At 67.9% G+C, this 18,326-nt stretch carries 14 protein-coding genes; 1 reads left to right on the top strand and 13 read right to left on the bottom strand.

Annotation, left to right across the window (positions count from 1 at the left end):
• Positions 1–4: 4 nt before the first annotated feature.
• The 5 genes from ASD42_RS06805 to mqo form a co-directional block, all read right to left on the bottom strand.
• Positions 5–1,459, bottom strand: a complete 1,455-nt coding sequence (locus ASD42_RS06805) for a cobyrinate a,c-diamide synthase (protein WP_056811607.1) — start codon at positions 1,457–1,459, stop codon at positions 5–7.
• Positions 1,453–2,067, bottom strand: a complete 615-nt coding sequence (gene cobO / locus ASD42_RS06810; RefSeq protein WP_056811609.1) for a cob(I)yrinic acid a,c-diamide adenosyltransferase — start codon at positions 2,065–2,067, stop codon at positions 1,453–1,455. The genes ASD42_RS06805 and cobO overlap by 7 nt, the downstream gene beginning before the upstream one ends.
• 120 nt (positions 2,068–2,187) lie before the next feature.
• The gene (locus tag ASD42_RS06815; protein ID WP_056811612.1) at positions 2,188–4,257 is read right to left on the bottom strand and encodes a magnesium chelatase subunit D family protein; all 2,070 of its coding nucleotides are present in this window, start codon (positions 4,255–4,257) and stop codon (positions 2,188–2,190) included.
• A gap of 208 nt (positions 4,258–4,465) precedes the next feature.
• Entirely contained in the window at positions 4,466–4,906 is a 441-nt protein-coding gene (locus ASD42_RS06820) for a GNAT family N-acetyltransferase (RefSeq protein ID WP_056811615.1), read from the bottom strand.
• The gene (mqo, locus tag ASD42_RS06825) at positions 4,903–6,432 is read right to left on the bottom strand and encodes a malate dehydrogenase (quinone) (protein WP_084787025.1); all 1,530 of its coding nucleotides are present in this window, start codon (positions 6,430–6,432) and stop codon (positions 4,903–4,905) included. The genes ASD42_RS06820 and mqo overlap by 4 nt, the downstream gene beginning before the upstream one ends.
• A 234-nt stretch (positions 6,433–6,666) precedes the next feature.
• Here mqo and ASD42_RS06830 point away from each other — a divergent pair, with 234 nt between their 5' ends.
• Entirely contained in the window at positions 6,667–7,689 is a 1,023-nt protein-coding gene (locus ASD42_RS06830; RefSeq protein WP_056811618.1) for an alpha/beta hydrolase, read from the top strand.
• A 59-nt stretch (positions 7,690–7,748) separates the two neighbouring features.
• Here ASD42_RS06830 and ASD42_RS06835 read toward each other — a convergent pair whose 3' ends face one another.
• The 8 genes from ASD42_RS06835 to ASD42_RS06870 all read right to left on the bottom strand — a co-directional run bounded on the left by ASD42_RS06835 (position 7,749) and on the right by ASD42_RS06870 (position 18,225).
• Complete coding sequence (locus ASD42_RS06835; RefSeq protein ID WP_056811621.1) at positions 7,749–8,312, bottom strand: hypothetical protein; 564 nt, start codon at positions 8,310–8,312, stop codon at positions 7,749–7,751.
• Positions 8,313–8,497: 185 nt separating this feature from the next.
• Positions 8,498–10,135, bottom strand: a complete 1,638-nt coding sequence (locus ASD42_RS06840) for an AMP-binding protein (protein ID WP_056815647.1) — start codon at positions 10,133–10,135, stop codon at positions 8,498–8,500.
• Between the two features lie 209 nt (positions 10,136–10,344).
• A complete protein-coding gene (locus tag ASD42_RS06845; protein WP_056811625.1) occupies positions 10,345–11,970 on the bottom strand; it encodes a cobyric acid synthase in 1,626 nt (541 codons plus the stop codon).
• Positions 11,967–12,830, bottom strand: coding sequence for a type I methionyl aminopeptidase (gene map, locus ASD42_RS06850; RefSeq protein WP_056811628.1), 864 nt, complete (start codon positions 12,828–12,830; stop codon positions 11,967–11,969). Before map ends, ASD42_RS06845 begins: the two co-directional genes overlap by 4 nt.
• An 89-nt stretch (positions 12,831–12,919) precedes the next feature.
• Positions 12,920–15,196: an FdhF/YdeP family oxidoreductase gene (locus ASD42_RS06855; protein ID WP_056811630.1), complete on the bottom strand. Its 2,277-nt coding sequence runs from the start codon at positions 15,194–15,196 to the stop codon at positions 12,920–12,922.
• Positions 15,197–15,340: 144 nt separating this feature from the next.
• Positions 15,341–16,318: an AAA family ATPase gene (locus ASD42_RS06860; protein ID WP_056811632.1), complete on the bottom strand. Its 978-nt coding sequence runs from the start codon at positions 16,316–16,318 to the stop codon at positions 15,341–15,343.
• 4 nt (positions 16,319–16,322) lie between these two features.
• The gene (locus tag ASD42_RS06865; protein WP_056811635.1) at positions 16,323–16,748 is read right to left on the bottom strand and encodes a ribulose bisphosphate carboxylase small subunit; all 426 of its coding nucleotides are present in this window, start codon (positions 16,746–16,748) and stop codon (positions 16,323–16,325) included.
• 13 nt (positions 16,749–16,761) lie between these two features.
• The gene (locus ASD42_RS06870) at positions 16,762–18,225 is read right to left on the bottom strand and encodes a form I ribulose bisphosphate carboxylase large subunit (protein ID WP_235569332.1); all 1,464 of its coding nucleotides are present in this window, start codon (positions 18,223–18,225) and stop codon (positions 16,762–16,764) included.
• Positions 18,226–18,326: the final 101 nt, after the last annotated feature.

An 18,326-nucleotide genomic window follows, 5' to 3' on the forward strand; every position in this document is an offset into this window, starting at 1 on the left:
GCCATCAGCGGTCGAATCGTCTTGCGGCGCTGACGAATCGGGCGATAGCGTCAGGATTTCCCGCCGGATGGGTGTGCAGGTAAGAGGCGTGCACCTGGCGGACCACGGCACCTTCGGCCACGGAACCCGTTGTCCGCCAACCCCAGGCGGCATTCTCCGCGCCGGTGCGCGCCAGCCGGGTGCGGTGGAATTCGTGGCCGCGTACCCGGGCTCCTGCTCGCCAGAGTGCCGAGTCGTGCAGGGCGACGGCGTCGCGATACCCGAGCGTCAGACGTGGGCCGAATTCGGCGTCGGCGTCGATGACGCCCGCCATCTGATGGCCGTCGAGGGAGCGCGTGAGGTAGAGGAGTCCAGCGCACTCGGCGTGGATCGGCAGGCCTCTCGCCGCACCCTCGGCCACTGCGGTTCTGAGGCGCTCGTTGGCTGACAGCTGCCCGGCATGCTCCTCCGGGAAACCACCGGGAAGTACCAATCCCGCAGTGCCAACGGGGAGTTCATCGGACAGTGGATCGAACACCACCACCCGGGCACCGGCGGCGACCAGCAGTTCCCGATGCTCGGCATAGCCGAACGTGAACGCCGGACCGCCCGCCATCGCGATCAAGGGATCTCTGCCCGAGACAACTCCGGACCGCGCGTCCGTTGCGCGCGTGTCGTCCGCGCTGCCGTCGCCCGCGGAACTTGTTCCGCCCGTGGCATGTTCAGCGGCCGCGGTCAGTTCGACCTGCGGATCCCACGTGGCGCCCAGCACCGAGCCACCGGCCAACGCGACGATGGCACGCAGGTCCACGTGTGCTGTGACGAGTTCGGTCATGGCGTCGACAGCGGCGGTGGCGGCGGAGCCGTGTTCGACGGCGGGGATGAGGCCGAGGTGGCGGGAGGGGACCTCCAGTTCGGCCATGCGGGGCAGCGCGCCGAGAACGGGCAGGCCGACGCGGTCGCAGGCCGCGCGCAGGACTTGTTCGTGGCGTTCGCTGCCGACCCGGTTGAGGATCACACCGCCGAGGCGGACCGAGGAGTCGAAGGTGGCGAAGCCGTGGAGCAGGGCGGCCAAGCTCTGGGAATGGCCGCGCGCGTCGACCACCAGGACGACCGGCGCCCCGAGCAGCCCGGCTACTTGCGCGGTGGACCCCTCGGCGACCGCATCCGCGCGGTTCTCGTCGATCCGGCCGTCGAACAGGCCCATCACGCCCTCGACGATCGCGATATCGCAGCCCTGCGCGCCGTGCCGATACAGCGGTACCACCCGATCCTCGCCGACGAGAACGGGATCCAGATTGCGCCCCGGTCGCCCGGCCGCGAGCCCGTGATAGCCGGGGTCGATGTAATCGGGCCCTACCTTGAACGGCGCCACCCGGTGCCCGACCCGTCGCAGCGCACCGATCAGCCCGGTGGCCAGCGTGGTCTTGCCGCTCCCCGATGCCGGGGCGGCGATCACCACGGCGGGAGCGCTCACCATTCGATACCGCGCTGGCCCTTGCGGCCCGCGTCCATCGGGTGCTTGACCTTCGTCATCTCGGTGACGAGGTCGGCGACCTCGATCAGGGCCGCGGGTGCGTCGCGGCCGGTGACGACCACGTGCTGGTTGCCGGGGCGGTTGGCGAGGGTGTCGACGACCTCGTCGATGTCGACCCAGCCCCATTTGAGGGGGTAGGTGAACTCGTCGAGGACGTAGAAGCGGTGTTGTTCGGCGGCGAGGCGACGGGAGATCTCCTGCCAGCCGGACAGGGCGGCGGCCGCGTGGTCTTCTTCGGTGCCGTGCTTGCGGGTCCAGGACCAGCCTTCGCCCATCTTGTGCCACTCCACCGCGCCACCGGCGCCGGTCTCCTCGTGCAGGGTCCCGAGGGTTCGGAACGCGGCTTCCTCGCCGACCTTCCACTTCGCGCTCTTCACGAACTGGAAGACCGCCACGTCGAAGCCCTGGTTCCAGGCCCGCAACGCCATCCCGAACGCCGCGGTGGACTTGCCCTTGCCCGGTCCGGTGTGCACCGCCAACACCGCTTGGTTGCGCCGCTGACGGGTCGTCAGGCCGTCCTCGGGCACACTCTCGGGAACACCTTTGGGCACTGGTCACTCCTCGTCATCTGTCGCACTGACGCGCGTGTTCGCGGCACACGGTGGCCCGCGAGGCCGGCTCGTCACCATTTCTATCAGGGCGCGCCCGGGGCCTCCGGGGGCGTGGCGGCTTTACGCCGCGCGGGCGGGCGAGCCGGTGGCGCGGACCACGTCGGCGACGGTCTCACCGGTGAGTTCGTTCAAGCGCAGGTAGCGGGCGCGCAGGTCGCGTGCCAGTTCGGCGGCAAGGCCGAGGCGGATCATGCCGCGTTCACAGTCGATGACCATGGCGGTGTGGCCTTCGGCGGCCAGCACCCTGGCAGCGGTGCGGGCGCGCGGAAGGGGGTCGGTGCCGCCGGTGGCGCGGCCGTCGGTGAGCAGCACCAGCATGGGGCGTCGGCGCGGGTCACGGACGTGTTCGCGGGCGATCACCTCGCGGGCCTTCAGCAGCCCCGCCGCGAGTGGCGTTTTACCGCCGGTGCGCATGCCTGCCAAGCGGCGGACCGCGATGTCGACCGAGGAGGTGGGCGGCAGGACGAGTTCGGCTTCACTACCGCGGACGCTGATCACGGCCACCTTGTCGCGGCGCTGGTAGGCGTCACGCAGCAGGGTGACGATGGCGCCGGTCACGGCGGTGAGGCGGTCGCGCGCGGCCATCGAGCCGGACGCGTCGACGACGAAAACGACCAGATTGCCTTCTCGGCCTTCGCGATAGGCGCCGCGCAGGTCTTCGGCTTCCAGGGCGAGCGGGCCTTGGAGCCTGCCGCGTTCGACCTGTTTCGGCGCGGCCGCGAAGACCGTGCCGAGCAGGTGCAGGCCGGTCGAGGGGTCGACGTCGGGACGAACAGTCCGGCCGGTTCGGGTCCTGGCGCGTGAACGTCGACCGGGGGCACCTTCGCCGATACCGGGGACCTCCCAGCGCGGCGCGGGCTTCGCCGCCGAAGTCGGTGTACCCGACAGCTTTTCGGGCCCGGGTCGCGAGCCGTTGCCCGCGTCGTCCTGGCTGGAGCTGTCCGACCGGTCGCCGCCGGAACCACCACCGCTCGGTCCGCCGTCAGGCCCCTGATCGTGGGGACCACCACCGCCGGGACCGCCCTCCGGACCCCCGTCGTCCGGGCCACCGTCATCGGGACCATCGTCGGGACCGGTGCCCCGCGACCGCTCGTCGTCCTGAGAGTCGAAACCCTCCGGGCGAGCCGAGTCACCACCGTCAGCCTGGAGTTCGTCCTCGCCGCCGTCGCCCGATCCGCGCGGACCGTCGAATTCCTCTTCCCCCGAGGCCTTTTCGACTTCAGCCGCCGCGGCCTCCATCGCGTCGTCGAGCTGCTGCTCGCTGATCCCCGGCTCATCGAACGGATCCCGCCGACGACGATGCGGCAACGCGAGTTCCGCGGCGATCCGCACATCGTCCTCGGTGACCCGATCCCGGCCACGCCACGCCGCGTGCGCGGTCGCGGTCCTGGCGACCACCAGGTCGGCGCGCATCCCGTCGACATCGAACGACGCGCACAGCGCCGCGATCCGCCGCAGCTCGGAATTGTCCAGCATGACCTCGGGCAACCGGTCCCGCGCGGTCAGAATGCGTTCGGCCACAACCTGATCGGCGTCGACATAGCGGGCGGCGAACCCGGCGGGGTCGGCCTCGTAATCCAGGCGACGGCGCACCACCGCCATCCGTACGTCGACCTCGCGCGAGGCCGCCACGTCGACGGTGAGCCCGAATCGGTCGAGCAGCTGCGGCCGCAGCTCCCCCTCTTCGGGGTTCATCGTCCCGACGAGAACGAATCGCGCCTCGTGCGAGTGCGAGACACCGTCACGCTCGACGTGCACCCGGCCCATCGCCGCCGCGTCGAGCAGCACGTCCACCAGATGGTCGTGCAGCAGGTTCACTTCGTCCACGTAGAGCACGCCGTGGTGGGCCGCGGCCAGCAACCCGGGCCGGAACGCCTGTTCCCCGTCCCGCAGCACCCGCTCGAGATCCAGCGAGCCGACCACCCGGTCCTCGGTGGCACCCACCGGCAACTCCACCAGCCGCGCGGGCCGCGCTCCGGTCTCGTCGACCACAGGCGGCAGCAACTGCGCCAGCGCGCGCACCACAGTCGACTTCGCGGTGCCCTTCTCGCCACGCACGAGCACCCCACCGATTCCGGGGTGCACGGCCGACAAGATCAACGCCAGCTGCAGCCGCTCCTGCCCCACCACAGCGGAGAACGGGAACCCCGCCTCACCCGCTACGCGCGCGGCGGTATGCGGACCAGCGGCAACATCAGCAAAACCAGGCACGCCCCAACTCTATGCGCGCGGCGATCCCGGCAGCCCCCCCGGGCATCGACGGGCCGGGGAGCCGAAGCCCGACGCCACCGTCGACCTGCTCGAAACCAGCGAAATCCGACGCCACGGGTGAACCGCGTCAGCCGCGCCGCATCGGCACGTGCGGGATCCCGTCGTCGACGTATTCCGGCCCGTCGACGGCGAAACCGAACTTCGCGTACATGCCGACCAGGTGTGCCTGGGCATCCAATCGCACAGTGGCCGAACCAGTTTCAGCCAGCGCGGCCTGCATCAGACGGGTGGTGTACCCGTGTTTGCGCGCAGACGGCGCGACGCACACCCGGCCGATGCGATAGCTCCGCACCCCGTCGACGAACTCCTCGAGCAGGCGCAGGGTGCCGAGCACGGAGCCGTCGTCGAGCCACAGATGCCGGGTGGTCGGCAGCAGGTCGCGACCGTCCAGCTCCGGATAGGCGCATTCCTGCTCGACGACGAAAACGTCCACGCGAAGTCGCAACAGCCGGTAGAGGGTGGCGGCGTCGAGATCCGCCGCCCACGACCGTCTCAGCTCGGCGTTCACACCTGCGCGAAGCTCGCGACCTGCTCCTGCGCGGGCGCGTTGGTGCGGTCCAGCTTCAGCGACTTGCTGGTCCAGTCCCACACTTCCTGGAACAGGGCCTGGTTCTCCGACAGCTTCTGTCCGAGCGAGGGGATCATCTGCTGCAGCTGCGGCGTCCAGCCCGTGTACTGCTCCGGGAAGCACCGCTGCATCACGTCGAGCATGGCGGTGACGCAGGTCGACGCACCCGGCGACGCGCCGAGCAGACCGGCGATGGAGCCGTCCTCGGCCGAGATGACCGCGGTGCCGAACTCGAGCACACCACCGACGCCCTTACGGCGGATGACCTGCACACGCTGACCGGCGGTGATCAGCTCCCAGTCGCGGCCCTGCGCGCGCGGCAGGAACTCGCCGAGCACGCCGATCTTGCCGTTCTGCGACTTGAGCAGCTCCTCGACCAGGTACTTGGTCAGGCCCAGCTCGGTGAGACCGACGCCGACGAGCGAACCGATGTTGTTGGGCTTGATCGACTTGAACAGGTCGGCGTTGGAGCCGTCCTTGAGGAACTTGGGGGTCCAGCCGGCGTAGGGGCCGAACAGCAGGCCCTTCTGGCCGTTGATGACGCGGGTGTCGAGGTGCGGCACCGACATGGGCGGGGCGCCGACGGCGGCCTTGCCGTAGACCTTGGCCTCGTGCTCGGCGATCAGCTCGGGGTTGGTGGAGCGCAGGAACTGGCCGCTGATCGGGAAGCCACCGAAGCCCTTGGCTTCCTTGATGCCTGCCTTCTGCAGCAGCGGCAGCGCGGCACCACCGGCGCCGACGAAGACGAACTTCGCGTTGATGGTGCGCGACTGGTAGGTGCGCAGGTTGCGGACGGTGACGTTCCAGGAACCGTCGGACTGCTTGTCGAGGTTGCGGACCTCGGTGCCGAAGGCGATCTCGCCGCCGGAGTAGCCGATGTAGGCGAGCAGTTGCTTGGTGAGCGCGCCGAAGTCGATATCGGTGCCGCCGTCGGACCAGTTCAGCGCGATCGGGTCGCTGAAATCGCGGCCCTTGGCCATCAGCGGCAGGCGCGCGGCGAACTCGTCGGGGGCGTCGATGAACTCCATGCCGCGGAACAGCGGGTGCGGCGACAGCGCCTCGTGGCGCTTGCGCAGGTACTCGACGTTGTCGGCGCCGTGCACGAAGCTGACGTGCGGGATGGGGTTGATGAAGCCCGCGGGGTCGTCCAGCACGCCGGTGTCGACGGCGGAGGCCCAGAACTGGCGCGAGACCTGGAAGCGCTCGTTGATGTCGACGGCCTTGCTCACGTCGACCGAGCCGTCGGCGTTCTGCGGGCTGTAGTTGAGCTCGCACAGCGCCGAGTGGCCGGTACCCGCGTTGTTCCACGGGTCGCTGCTCTCCGCGGCGGCGGCGTCGAGCCGCTCGAACACCGAGATCGTCCAATCCGGCTGCAGCTGCCGCAGCAGCGCGCCCAGCGTGGCACTCATGATGCCTGCGCCGATGAGAACTACATCGGTCTTTTCACTCTTCGCAGCGTTCGGCACGGGTAGATCGACTTCCTTGTCCTTCTCAGCTACCCACCGGCGGGTGAGTTCGCTTGGCGCGGGCGCTTTGGCGGTGTTGATGCGACTCGCGGTGAATCGCCGGGAGGTAGGTTACCCGTCGTTCACCTTCTGCCAATTGTGCACCTCACCTGAGCACAGTTCTGCAACGGACCTCACGAATGTGATGAAAACCAAGCCTGCACGTCACCATGACCGCGCGATAGATTGAGCAGTGTGACGAACGAAACCCTCGCCGATCGCACCGACGAGCAGTGGCAACCCGATGTTCTCGGCACCGCCTATCAACAGCGGACCCTTCCGCTCGGGATCGACCCCGACGGTGAGGGCGAAGTGGTGGCCACGCTCGTGCGCTACCAGCCCGATTCCGCGGCGCCGGCGGTCGAGCCGACCGTGCTCTACGTGCACGGGTTCACCGACTACTTCTTCCAGGAGCACCTGGCCGAGCACTTCGCGGCCCGCGGGCACCGCTTCTATGCGCTCGACCTGCGCAAATGTGGTCGGTCGCGGCGAGAGGGGCAGAGCGCGCACTACATCAGCGACCTGGCGCTCTACGACGACGAGCTCAACGAGGCGCTGCGGATCGCGCGCGAGGAGACCGGCAACGATGTGCTGATCGTCGCGCATTCGACCGGCGGATTGATCGTGCCGCTGTGGCTGGATCGGCTCGAGGCGGCCGGTGGCAGCGCGGCGGCGGGTGTTGTCGGCGTCGTGCTCAACAGTCCCTGGTTCGACCTGCAGGGGCCGTCCTTCTACCGCACGATCGGCACTCCGGTGATCAACACGGTCGGCAGGTTCCGTGCCTTCGCCCAGCTGCCCGCGGGCATCAACACCGCGTACGGCGACAGCCTGCACACCAGCCGCTCGGGCGAGTGGGATTACAACCTGGACTGGAAGCCACTCAGTGGTGAACCGGTGCGGCTGGGTTGGCTGCGGGCCGTCCGCCGAGGACACGCGCGGCTGCATCAAGGCTTGACCATCGGCGTACCCGCGCTCATCCTGCGCTCACGGATCACCAAGTTCGCCCGCGAGCACTCCCCCGCCGTCGACGTGGCCGATGCCGTGCTCGATGTGAAGCAGATCCAGCGCTGGGCGGGGTGCCTGGGCGAACGCACCTCGATCGTCCCGATCGAGGGCGCCCGCCACGACGTGTTCCTGTCCTCGGAAGCTGTGCGCGCCAACGCATTCCAGGAAACCGACAACTGGCTCGACTGGTTGGCGGCCTACCGCAAGTCCTGATCCGGACCGACACCGGGCTCTGACGCACCACGTCAGAGCCCGGTGATCTCGGTCGGCGCCTACCAGAGGCTGGTGCGCAGGACGATTTCGGTGGCGAATTCGTGGCCGGCTTCGGTGGCGATGTTGTGGACTTCCAGTGGGACGACCCGGAATTCGCCGTAGACATAGCGGCCGGAGGCGTCGGCGGTGGCCCGGGGCAGGCTCTTGGTGACCAGCATGGTGACGGGCAGCTCCAGCGGCGGACAGGACGCGTCGGGGACGCGGCCGTCGGCGTCGGGAACAGCCGGGTGTCCGTGATCGGCGACTACCAGGCTCATGAACCGCCCGAACCGGCCTGCGCACACCCGCCAGGCCAACTCCGCGCCCGACCCACGCCCCGCGACGTTCACGTAGGGCAGGTCGAGTTCGTCGAGAATCGTGAGCACGCCCGCCGGGTCGAGCCCCTCGGTCGACTCCACGACGATGGTCTGCAAATCGGACTCGTGCAGCCGCGTGCACACCGTGTCGAACACGTCGGCAGGGTCGTCCGCATCGGGAAGCAGCAGCACATTGTGCCGCGAGGAGGGTCCGTCGACCCGCACCGTCCTGGCCTGGTCACCGACCGTGATCTGCCGAGATTTCATGCCGGGTTACGGTACACGGCCGGGCTGAACTACGCCGACGGTTCCGACGCGCCCTGCCGATCGCCGCACCCCCGTGTACTGGGCTTTCACTGTCCGCGATGCCGAAATTGCCAAACCTGTCACAACGCCGACCCCACCGCTGTGAGGAGACCGGCCGCACAGCGGGTGATCCGCGCGAGCACGAGTCACCCGGTCGCCTCGCTTCCGATGTGCGCCTGACCACGCGCGACCTCGGTGGCCCACCGGTAGTCGGCTTTGCCGGCAGGGGTTCGCTTGATCTCGACGACGGTCCTCATCGCGCGCGGCACTTTGTATCCCGCCAACGACGTTCGGCAGTGCTGCTGGACGTCGTCGAGCGTCAGTGTCGGCGCGTCCGGGTAGGTGGCGATGACTGCGGCCACCTTCTGCCCCATGCGCTCGTCGGGTACCGGGACGACGAGCGCGTCAGCGATCGACGGGTGGGCGTGCAGCACCGCCTCGACCTCTTCGGCGAACACCTTCTCGCCGCCGGTATTGATGCACTGCGAACCACGCCCGAGGAACACGATGGTGCCGTCGGCTTCGACGCGCCCCATGTCACCGAGGATCGACATCCGCGTGCCGTCGACGCGGGTGCGGAAGGTGCGGGCGGACTTGTCCTCGTCCTTGTAGTAGCCGAGCGGAACATTGCCGACGCGGGCGATGTACCCGATCTGGTCGCTGCCCGGCGCGATGTCGGCGAGGTCCTCGTCGACGAGCAGCATCGTCGATGACGACGGCATGCGCAGGTTGCCCTGCTCGTCGACGGTGAAGGCGCCGTCGTTGCCGGATTCGGAGGCCCCGAAGTTGTCCCGCAGCAGCAGATCCGGCTTGACCGCCAACATCCGTTCGCGCACCCCGACCGACCAGATCGCGCCGCCGGAGGTGATCGAGAACAGTGAGCTCAGGTCGATCTGGCCCTGACGGCGTTCCATCTCGTCGACCAGCGGTAGCCCCATGCCATCGCCGACGATGAGGATCACTTGGATCCGCTCCCGCTCGATCGCCTCGACAACGCGTTGCGAGTCGAAGTCGCGCATGAGCACCACGCGGGCGCCGAGAGTGAAGAACGTGAACAACGAATACAGGGCCGCTCCGTGCATGAGCGGCGCGGCTACCAAGAAGGACAGCTCCGGAAACTCCTTCGCGGCGGCGGCGATCTCGGCGAGGTCGGCGCGCGGGTCGGTGCCGTAGGGATTTCCGCCGGAGAGCGGCTTGCGGAAGAAGTCGTCGTGGCGCCACATCACGCCCTTCGGGTATCCGGTGGTGCCACCGGTGTAGAGCACGTACAGCTCGTCTCCCGTGCGAGGCACGAACTCCACTGCGGCCGAAAGCGTTTCGTGCTCGGCGAAGGAAAACACGGCGACGGATCGAGCGGCCGCCGCGGCGCGCAGCTCGTCATCGAGCTCACCGATCACGATCACCGTGCGGACCAGCGGACATGCCGCGAGGAGCTCCGCCAGCGTTCGCTGGTGCTCCGGCAGTTCGACGATGACGGCGACCGAGTCCGAATTCGTGAAGATGTACTCGAGTTCGGCGGGCGTGTAGCGGTAGTTGACGTTGATCGGCACCGCGCGGATCTTGATCAGGCCGAGGAGGGAATGGACATGCTCGACGCTGTTCTTGAGGAACAACGAGACATGGTCGCCCTCCCCGATGCCCGCCTGCGACAGCATCGCCGCCACCTTGTTCGCCTCGCCGTCGAGCTGGGCGTAGGTGACGTTCTCACCCTCATAGGTCAGCGCGACACGGTCGGGAACGGCCGCGGCCACCGTTTCGAAGACATCCGCCAGATTGAACTGCACAATCACTCCCCGTAGACCATCGGCATCGACTACACACTGCCGTGAACACGTTCTACTGCCTGGCCGGAGCTGACCTAATCAGTCCTGCATGAGCTCGTCCTGGACTCCAGCAATGGGTGCCGTCAATGGTAGAACAGGTTACAAAACAGTGGTGCCGTATCGGCATACCCGGCACCACGGCGCCGCGTCCGCAGCTCCCGGAGCCAGGATCACCGGGAGGTTCGGATGACCGGGATGTCGGCCGGGGCGCCGTCGCGGATCAGCCGATCCAGCGCCGCGAGGTCGACGTGTCGCTCGACGAGGTCGGCGAGAAGGTCGAGTTGCGCGGACCTGACGGCCGCCACCGAGGTGTCGAGGGCGACGGTGAAGCCGGTGCGTCCGGCTCGGGCGGCGACTTCGGTGAGCCAGGTGCGGCGGAACCCGTCGGATTCGAGGAGTCCGTGGACGTGGGTGCCCCAGATCGCTGCTCGCGCGCTGCCTTCGTCGTCGCCCTCGATGGTCAGCCAGGCGGGGTCGGCGGTGTGGGTCACCCTGCCGTGATGGATCTCGTAGCCGTGCACGGGAATCGAGCCCGCCGCGCCGGTCACCTGACGGGCGATCTTGGGGTCCGCGAATTCGATGTCGAGTTCGAGAAGGCCGAGGCCGTCCGCCACCGTCGGCCGCCTGGTCGCCAGGGATTCGATACCGACGTGATCGGGTGTCGCCGTGGGCGCCGGTGATTGCGCGGCCCTGTGCTCGACGCCGTCGACGATGCGTCGGCCGAGCATCTGGTAGCCGCCGCAGATGCCGAGGATGGGGCGGCCCGCCGCGGCGCGGGAGCGGAGGGCTTCCCCTATCCCGTTGGCGCGCAACCACTCCAGATCCGAGACCGTCGCTTTCGAACCCGGCACGACGACGAGGTCGGCGGTGGCCAGCTGGTGGGGACTGTCGGCCCAGCGAACAGCTACGCCGGGTTCGCAGGCGAGGGCTTCGATGTCGGTGGAGTTGGAGATGCGAGGCAGCCGGATGGCGGCCACGGTGAGCCAATCGGCGCCGTGGGGCGGGCCGGGTCGGCCCACCGGGGCACCGGAGATGGTGCCGAGGGAGTCTTCGGCGTCGAGCCAGAGGTCCTCGGCGAACGGGAGGACGCCGAGGGTGGGGCGGCCGGTCAGGGTGGCGAGCTGGTCCAAGCCGGGTTGCAGCAGGGACACGTCGCCGCGGAACTTGTTGATGATGAAGCCCGAGATCAGTTGCTGATCTTCGGGTTCCAGGACCGCGACGGTGCCGAACAGGTGAGCGAGGACGCCGCCGCGATCGATATCGCCGACCACCAGGACCGGGATCTCGGCGGCGCGCGCCAACCCCATGTTCGCGAGATCGGTGGCCCGGAGGTTGATTTCGGCCGGTGAGCCCGCCCCCTCACAGATCACCACGTCGAATTCGTCACGTAACGAGGCCAATTCGGCCGCGACGACTTCGCGCAATTCCTGCCGTCGGGTGAAGTAGTCACGCGCGCCGACAGTTCCGACAGCCTTGCCGCGAACCACCAACTGCGAACGGCGGTCACTACCGGGCTTCAACAGCACCGGATTGAACCGTACGCTCGGCTCCAGCCCACACGCCCGTGCCTGCAACGCCTGCGCACGCCCGATCTCCCCGCCGTCGAGCGTGACGACCGAGTTGTTCGACATGTTCTGCGCCTTGAACGGCGCCACCCGCACCCCACGCCGGGCCAGCATGCGGCAGATACCCGCCACCACAACGCTTTTCCCGGCGTCGGAGGTGGTACCCGCGACGAGCAGCGCCCCGCGCGGCGCTACGCCGGCCTCGTCAGCGCGAGCGCCCGCCGGAGTCACGGCAGGGTCAGGATTTCCGCGCCTGTCTCGGTGACGACGAGTGTGTGCTCGAACTGAGCCGTCCACTTGCGGTCCTGGGTGACCACGGTCCAGCCGTCGTCCCAGATGTCGTAGTCGATGCCGCCGAGGTTGATCATCGGCTCGATCGTGAAGGTCATGCCGGGCTCGATCACCGACTCGATGTTGGGCTGATCGTAGTGCAGCACCACCAGGCCGCTGTGGAAGGTGGGGCCGACGCCGTGGCCGGTGAAGTCACGCACCACGCCGTAGCCGAAGCGGTTGGCGTAGGCCTCGATGACGCGGCCGACCACGTTCAGGGCGCGACCCGGCTTGACCGCCTTGATCGCCCGGTTGGTGGCCTCCTCGGTGCGCTCGACGAGCAGGCGCACCTCCTCGTCGACATCGCCGGCCAGGAAGGTCTTGTTGGTGTCGCCGTGCACGCCGTGGATGAAGGCGGTGACGTCGATATTGACGATGTCACCGTCTTCGACCACCGTCGAGTCGGGGATGCCGTGGCAGATGACCTCGTTGAGCGAGGTGCAGCAGGACTTGGGAAAACCCTTGTAGCCCAGCGTGGAGGGGTAGGCGCCGTGGTCGCACATGTACTCGTGGGCGATCCGGTCGAGCTCGTCGGTGGTGACGCCGGGCACCACGGCCTTGCCCGCCTCTTCGAGGGCCTGCGCCGCGATCTTGCCCGCGATCCGCATCTTCTCGATGGTCTCGGCGGTCTGCACCCAGGGCTCGTTGCCCTCGTTCGCGGTCTTCTTCCAGACGTATTCGGGCCGCTCGATGGAGCGGGGAACTTCCCGGATCGGCGACTGGGTGCCGGGAACTAGTGGCTGGCGGGTACGCACGGACATAAGGGCAGTGTATCTATGCCCGCAGATCTCCGTGCGTCACCGCCCGTGCACTCGGCGGGCATTCCGCGACGCCGGGGATGCGCTGTGCGTCAGGCCACAGGCTCCAGCCGGACGATGATGCCCTTCGACGTCGGCGTGTTGCTGACGTCGGCCACGCTGTCGAGCGGAACCAGCACATTGGTCTCCGGGTAGTAAGCGGCCGCCGAACCACGACTGGCCGGATATCCCACGGCGACGAATTTCTCCGCCCGCCGCTCGGTGCCGTCGTGCCAGATGCTCACGATGTCGACCAGCGCACCGTCGGCGATCCCCCGCTCGGCGAGGTCGTCGGGGTTGACCATCACCACCCGTCGGGCGTTGTGGATGCCCCGGTAGCGATCGTTGCCCGCGTACGGAATGGTGTTCCACTGATCGTGGGACCGCAGTGATTGCAGCACAAGGTATCCCGGCGGCGCGTCGATCATGTCGAAGTCGTTGCGGGTGAACTCGGCCTTACCGCTCGCGGTGCGGTAGATGCCCTTGTTGACCGGATTGACCAGCAGCATCCCGCCTGGCGCGGTGACCCGTTCGCCGAAGTTCTCGAAGCCGGGCACGACCCGGGAGATTCGGTCGCGCACGGTGCTGTAGTCGGCGACGAATTCCTCCCACGGAATCGTGGACTCCGTCCCCAGTGTGCTGCGCGCCAGCCGGGAGATGATCGCGACCTCGCTCAGCAGGTCCGGTGCGGCCGGGTCGAGCCGCCCCCGCGACGTGCGCACCTGGCTCATCGAATCCTCGACCGTGCAGAACTGCTCGCCGGTGGCCTGGATATCGCGATCGCTGCGGCCCAGCGTGGGCAGGATCAGTGCCGTCTCGCCGCAGACCGTGTGGGAGCGGTTGAGTTTGGTGGAGATCTGCACGGTCAGCGAGCACTGCCGAAGGGCCGCCTCGGTGACCTCGCTGTCGGGCGTAGCCCGCACGAAATTGCCTGCGACACCGACGAATACCTTCGCCTTGCCGTCGCGCATGGCGCGGATGGAACCGACCGCGTCCAGCCCGTGGGCCGTGGGCGGGGTGAATTCGAACTCCTTGCCGAGGGCGTCCATGAACGACTGCGGCATCCGCTCCCAGATGCCCATGGTGCGGTCGCCCTGAACATTGCTGTGCCCACGGACCGGGCACACCCCCGCCCCCGGACGCCCGAGGTTGCCCCGCAGCAGCTGGAAGTCGACGATCTCGCGGATGGTCGGCACGCCGTGCTTGTGCTGGGTCAAACCCATCGCCCAGCACACGATGATCTTCTTGCTGGCGAGCACCTGCTGGTGGACGGCTTCGATCTCCGCGCGGGCCAGTCCGGTCGCGGTGAGCGCGTGCTCCCAGCTCAGCGTCCTCGCGTGCTCGGCGAAGGCGTCGAAGCCGGTGGTGTGCGCGGCGATGAACTCGTGGTCGAGCACCGTGCCCGGCGCCGCGTCCTCGGCGTCGAGGAGCAGTTTGTTCAGCATCTGGAACAGGGCGAGGTCGCCGCCGGGGCGGATCTTGAGGAAGATGTCGGCGATCTCGGTGCCGCGTCCGATCACCCCGCGCGCCTTCTGCGGGTTCTTGAACCGGATCAGCCCGGCCTCGGGCAGCGGGTTCACCGCCACGATCTTGCCGCCGTTGCGTTTGGTCTGTTCCAACGCCGTCAGCATGCGCGGATGGTTCGTGCCGGGATTCTGACCGACGACGAAGATCAGGTCGGCTTCGTAGATATCGTCCAGCGACACGGTGCCCTTGCCGACGCCGATGGTCTGGTTCAGCGCGGAACCGCTCGACTCGTGGCACAGGTTCGAGCAGTCGGGCAGGTTGTTGGTGCCGTAGGAGCGGGCGAACAGTTGCAGCAGGAACGCGGCCTCGTTGTTGAGTCGCCCCGAGGTGTAGAACAGGGCCTCGTCGGGGGTGGTGAGGCCGCGCAGCTCGCGTGCCATCAGGTCGAAGGCGTCGTCCCAGTCGATGGGCTCGTAGTGGGTGGCGCCGGGACGCTTCACCATCGGCTCGGTGAGCCTGCCCTGCTGGTTGAGCCAGTAATCGGACATGGTGTCGAGCTCGGCAACAGGATGCTCGGCGAAGAACTGCCTGGTGATCCGGCGCGTGGTGGCCTCGTCGTTGATGTGCTTGGCACCGTTTTCGCAGTACTCGCTGCGGTGCCGTTGTTTCGGCTCGGGCCACGCACAACCGGGACAGTCGAAGCCGTCGGTCTGATTGATGTTCAGCAAGGTGAGCGCAGTGCGGACCGGGGAGTTCTGCGACAGCGAGTACTCGATCGCGTGCGCTACGGCCGGAACGCCGACCGCCCAGGTCTTGGGCGGGGTCACGCTCAGATCATCTGCTGGATCATCGATCGAGGTCATGTGTCAGCTTCTTTTCGTTCTGCGGCACCGCGCGGTCGGCATAGGTGACAAAAGGCTTCTCACATTCTCCGCCCTTGTCAACGCGGGGAGCCCGATCACCGGATAGATCTCGGTGATCGGGCTTCCGCTCGGTCGTGTGCCGACTCAGTCCTGTGCCGGCTCGAACACGCTGCTGCCGTAGACGTCTTCCTTGGTGAGGGTGATGAGGTCGGACTTGCCCAGCGGCCGGTCGAGCGCGACCAGCCTGCGGGCCTGCCGCAGCCGGCAGCGTTCGATCGCGTTGCGCACGCTGCGCGCGTTGGAGAACCGGGGCTGCTCCATGCGCAGCGTGAGGTACTCGGCGAACGCCTTGTGCGCGTCGTCGTCGAAGGCGAATCCTTCCGACTCCACCATCAGTCCCGCGATCTGGGTCAGCTCCGCGTGGTCGTAGTCGGCGAACGTGAGATGGTGCGGCACCCGGGAACTCAGGCCCGGATTGGCGGCGAAGAAGGTCGCCATCCGATCGGGATAGCCGGCGAAGATCACCACCAGATCACCGCGCTCGTTCTCCATCTCGGTGAGCAGGATCTCGATGACCTCCTGCCCGTAGTCGCGCTCGTTCTCCGGCCGGAACAGGTAGTAGGCCTCGTCGATGAACAGCACTCCCCCGGCCGCGCGGGCGATCGCCTCCTTGGTCTTGGGCGCGGTGTGGCCGATGAACTGGCCGACCAGGTCGTCGCGGGTGACGGTGTGCACGCGCGGCGCCCTGATGTAGTCGAGCGCGTGCAGGATCGCCGCCATCCGCAGCGCGACCGTGGTCTTGCCGGTGCCGGGACCGCCGGTGAAGCTCATGTGCAACGTGGGCCGCGTGGTGGTGAGCCCGAACCGGCGGCGCGCCCGGTCGACCTGGAGCAGCGAGGCGATCTCGCGGACCCGGCGCTTGACCGCGGCCAAGCCGACCAGCTCGGCATCGAGTGCGGCCAGGGTGTCGCTCACCCTGGCCGCGGCCTCGTCGGCCGAGAGATCGAGCACCTCGTCGTCGCCCAGAATCGCAGGCTCGTGCGTCTGGTCCTCGACTGCCGTGGTCTGCGCCGAACCACCTGCCGACGGCCGGTGGAACCCGAATCCCTTTGGTGTGTCCATCAGTTCACTCGCCCGCGTACCGATCGCCGGACGGACGGGCGGTGGCGTAGGACTTCACCGAATACCGCTGGGTGCGGTCGGGGCCCTCGACGCGTTCGAGCAGGAAGCCGGGCTCGTGCGCCGGTCGCTGGACGAGGAACGACATCGCGGTGGACTGCCTGCCCAGGGCCGCGTCGTAGGCCAGCAGCCGGATGTAGTGCTGCGGGAAGGTGGCCCGGCAACCCGCGAGCTGGGCGAGCACGCCGTCGGGTTCGGCCAGGTCGAACATCGGCAGCCCCCACATCTCCCAGTACACATTGCGTGGGTGTGGGTCGTCGGTGTACTCCAGCGAGACCGGCCAGCCGTGATCGAGGGCGTACTTCACCTGGGCCGCGATCTCGTCGTCGGTGAGGTCGGGCAAGTAGGAGAAGGTTCCGTAGCGCAGTTTCATCAGGTGCTCCTTGTCAGATCGAGGGCACCGGAGTCGCCACCACATCGGGCGCGTCGGTGCTGGTGTAGTCGAAGGTGATGTCGCCCCAGGTGTCGAGCGCGGCCTGCAGCGGCGCGCAGTGCTTGGCGGCGTTGCGCAGCACGCCGGGCCCCTCGAGCAGCAGGTCGCGACCTTCGTTGCGCGCCTTGACCATGGCCTCGAGCGCGACCCGGTTGGCCTCGGCGCCCGCGGCGATGCCGTAGGGGTGGCCGATGGTGCCGCCACCGAACTGCAGGATCACGTCGTCGCCGAACAGGTCGAGGAGCTGGTGCATCTGGCCGGCGTGGATGCCGCCGGAGGCCACCGGCATGACGCCCGGCATCGAGATCCAGTCCTGATCGAAGAAGATGCCGTTGCCGAGATTGCGGGGAACATCGTTGTCGCGCAACGTGTCATAGAAGCCACGGGTGGTGGCCGGGTCGCCCTCGAGCTTGCCGACGACGGTGCCCGCGTGCACGTGATCGACGCCCATCAGCCGCGACCACTTCCCGATCACCCGGAAGCTCACGCCGTGGGTCTTCTGCCGCGTGTAGGTGGAGTGCCCGGCCCGGTGCAGGTGCAGCAGCAGCCCGTTCTCGCGTGCCCAGTGCGCCATCGACTGGATGGCGGTATAGCCGATGGTGAGGTCGATCATCACCACCACGCTGCCGATCTCCTTGGCGAAGTTCGCCCGCCGGTACATCTCCTCCATGGTTCCGGCGGTGACATTGAGGTAATGGCCCTTGATCTCGCCCGTTTCGGCCATCGCCCGGTTCACCCCCTCCATCGCGTAGAGGAAGCGGTCACGCCAGCGCATGAAGGGCTGGGAGTTGATGTTCTCGTCGTCCTTGGTGAAGTCGAGGCCGCCGCGACAGGCCTCGTAGACCACGCGCCCGTAGTTGCGGGCCGACAGGCCGAGCTTGGGCTTGATGGTGGCGCCGAGCAGCGGACGACCGTACTTGTTGAGCATCTCCCGTTCCATGACGATGCCGTGGGCGGGGCCCTGGAAGGTCTTGGTGTAAGCGACGGGGATGCGCATGTCTTCCAGGCGCAGGGCCTTGAGCGGCTTGAATCCGAAGACGTTGCCGATGATCGAGGAGGTCAGGTTCGCGATGGAGCCTTCCTCGAAAAGGTCGATGTCGTAGGCGATGTAGGCGAAGTACTCACCGGGCCTGCCGGGAACTTCGTCGACCTGGTACGCCTTGGCCTGGTAGTGGCTGTTGGCGGTGAGACGGTCGGTCCACACGACAGTCCAGGTGGCGGTAGACGATTCACCCGCGACGGCGGCCGCGGCCTCGATCGGGTCGACGCCGTCCTGCGGAGTGACGCGGAAGACGGCGAGAACGTCGGTGTCCTTGGGAACGTAATCGGGGTTCCAGTAACCCATTCCGGCGTAACTCTGTACACCCGGATCCCAACGCTCTTTCGTCGCCGGGCCCTCGTTCTCGATCATCGTCATCGCCGGTCCTCTCGGGTCACGCCTACGAAGCTCTCTCAGTGTGTGGCGAGGACTGTTCAACGACAATGGAATCTTTACTGACCATTGTTAAGACATAATTG

The sequence above is a fragment of the Nocardia sp. Root136 genome (assembly GCF_001427185.1).
GTDB classification, from domain to species: domain Bacteria; phylum Actinomycetota; class Actinomycetes; order Mycobacteriales; family Mycobacteriaceae; genus Nocardia; species Nocardia salmonicida.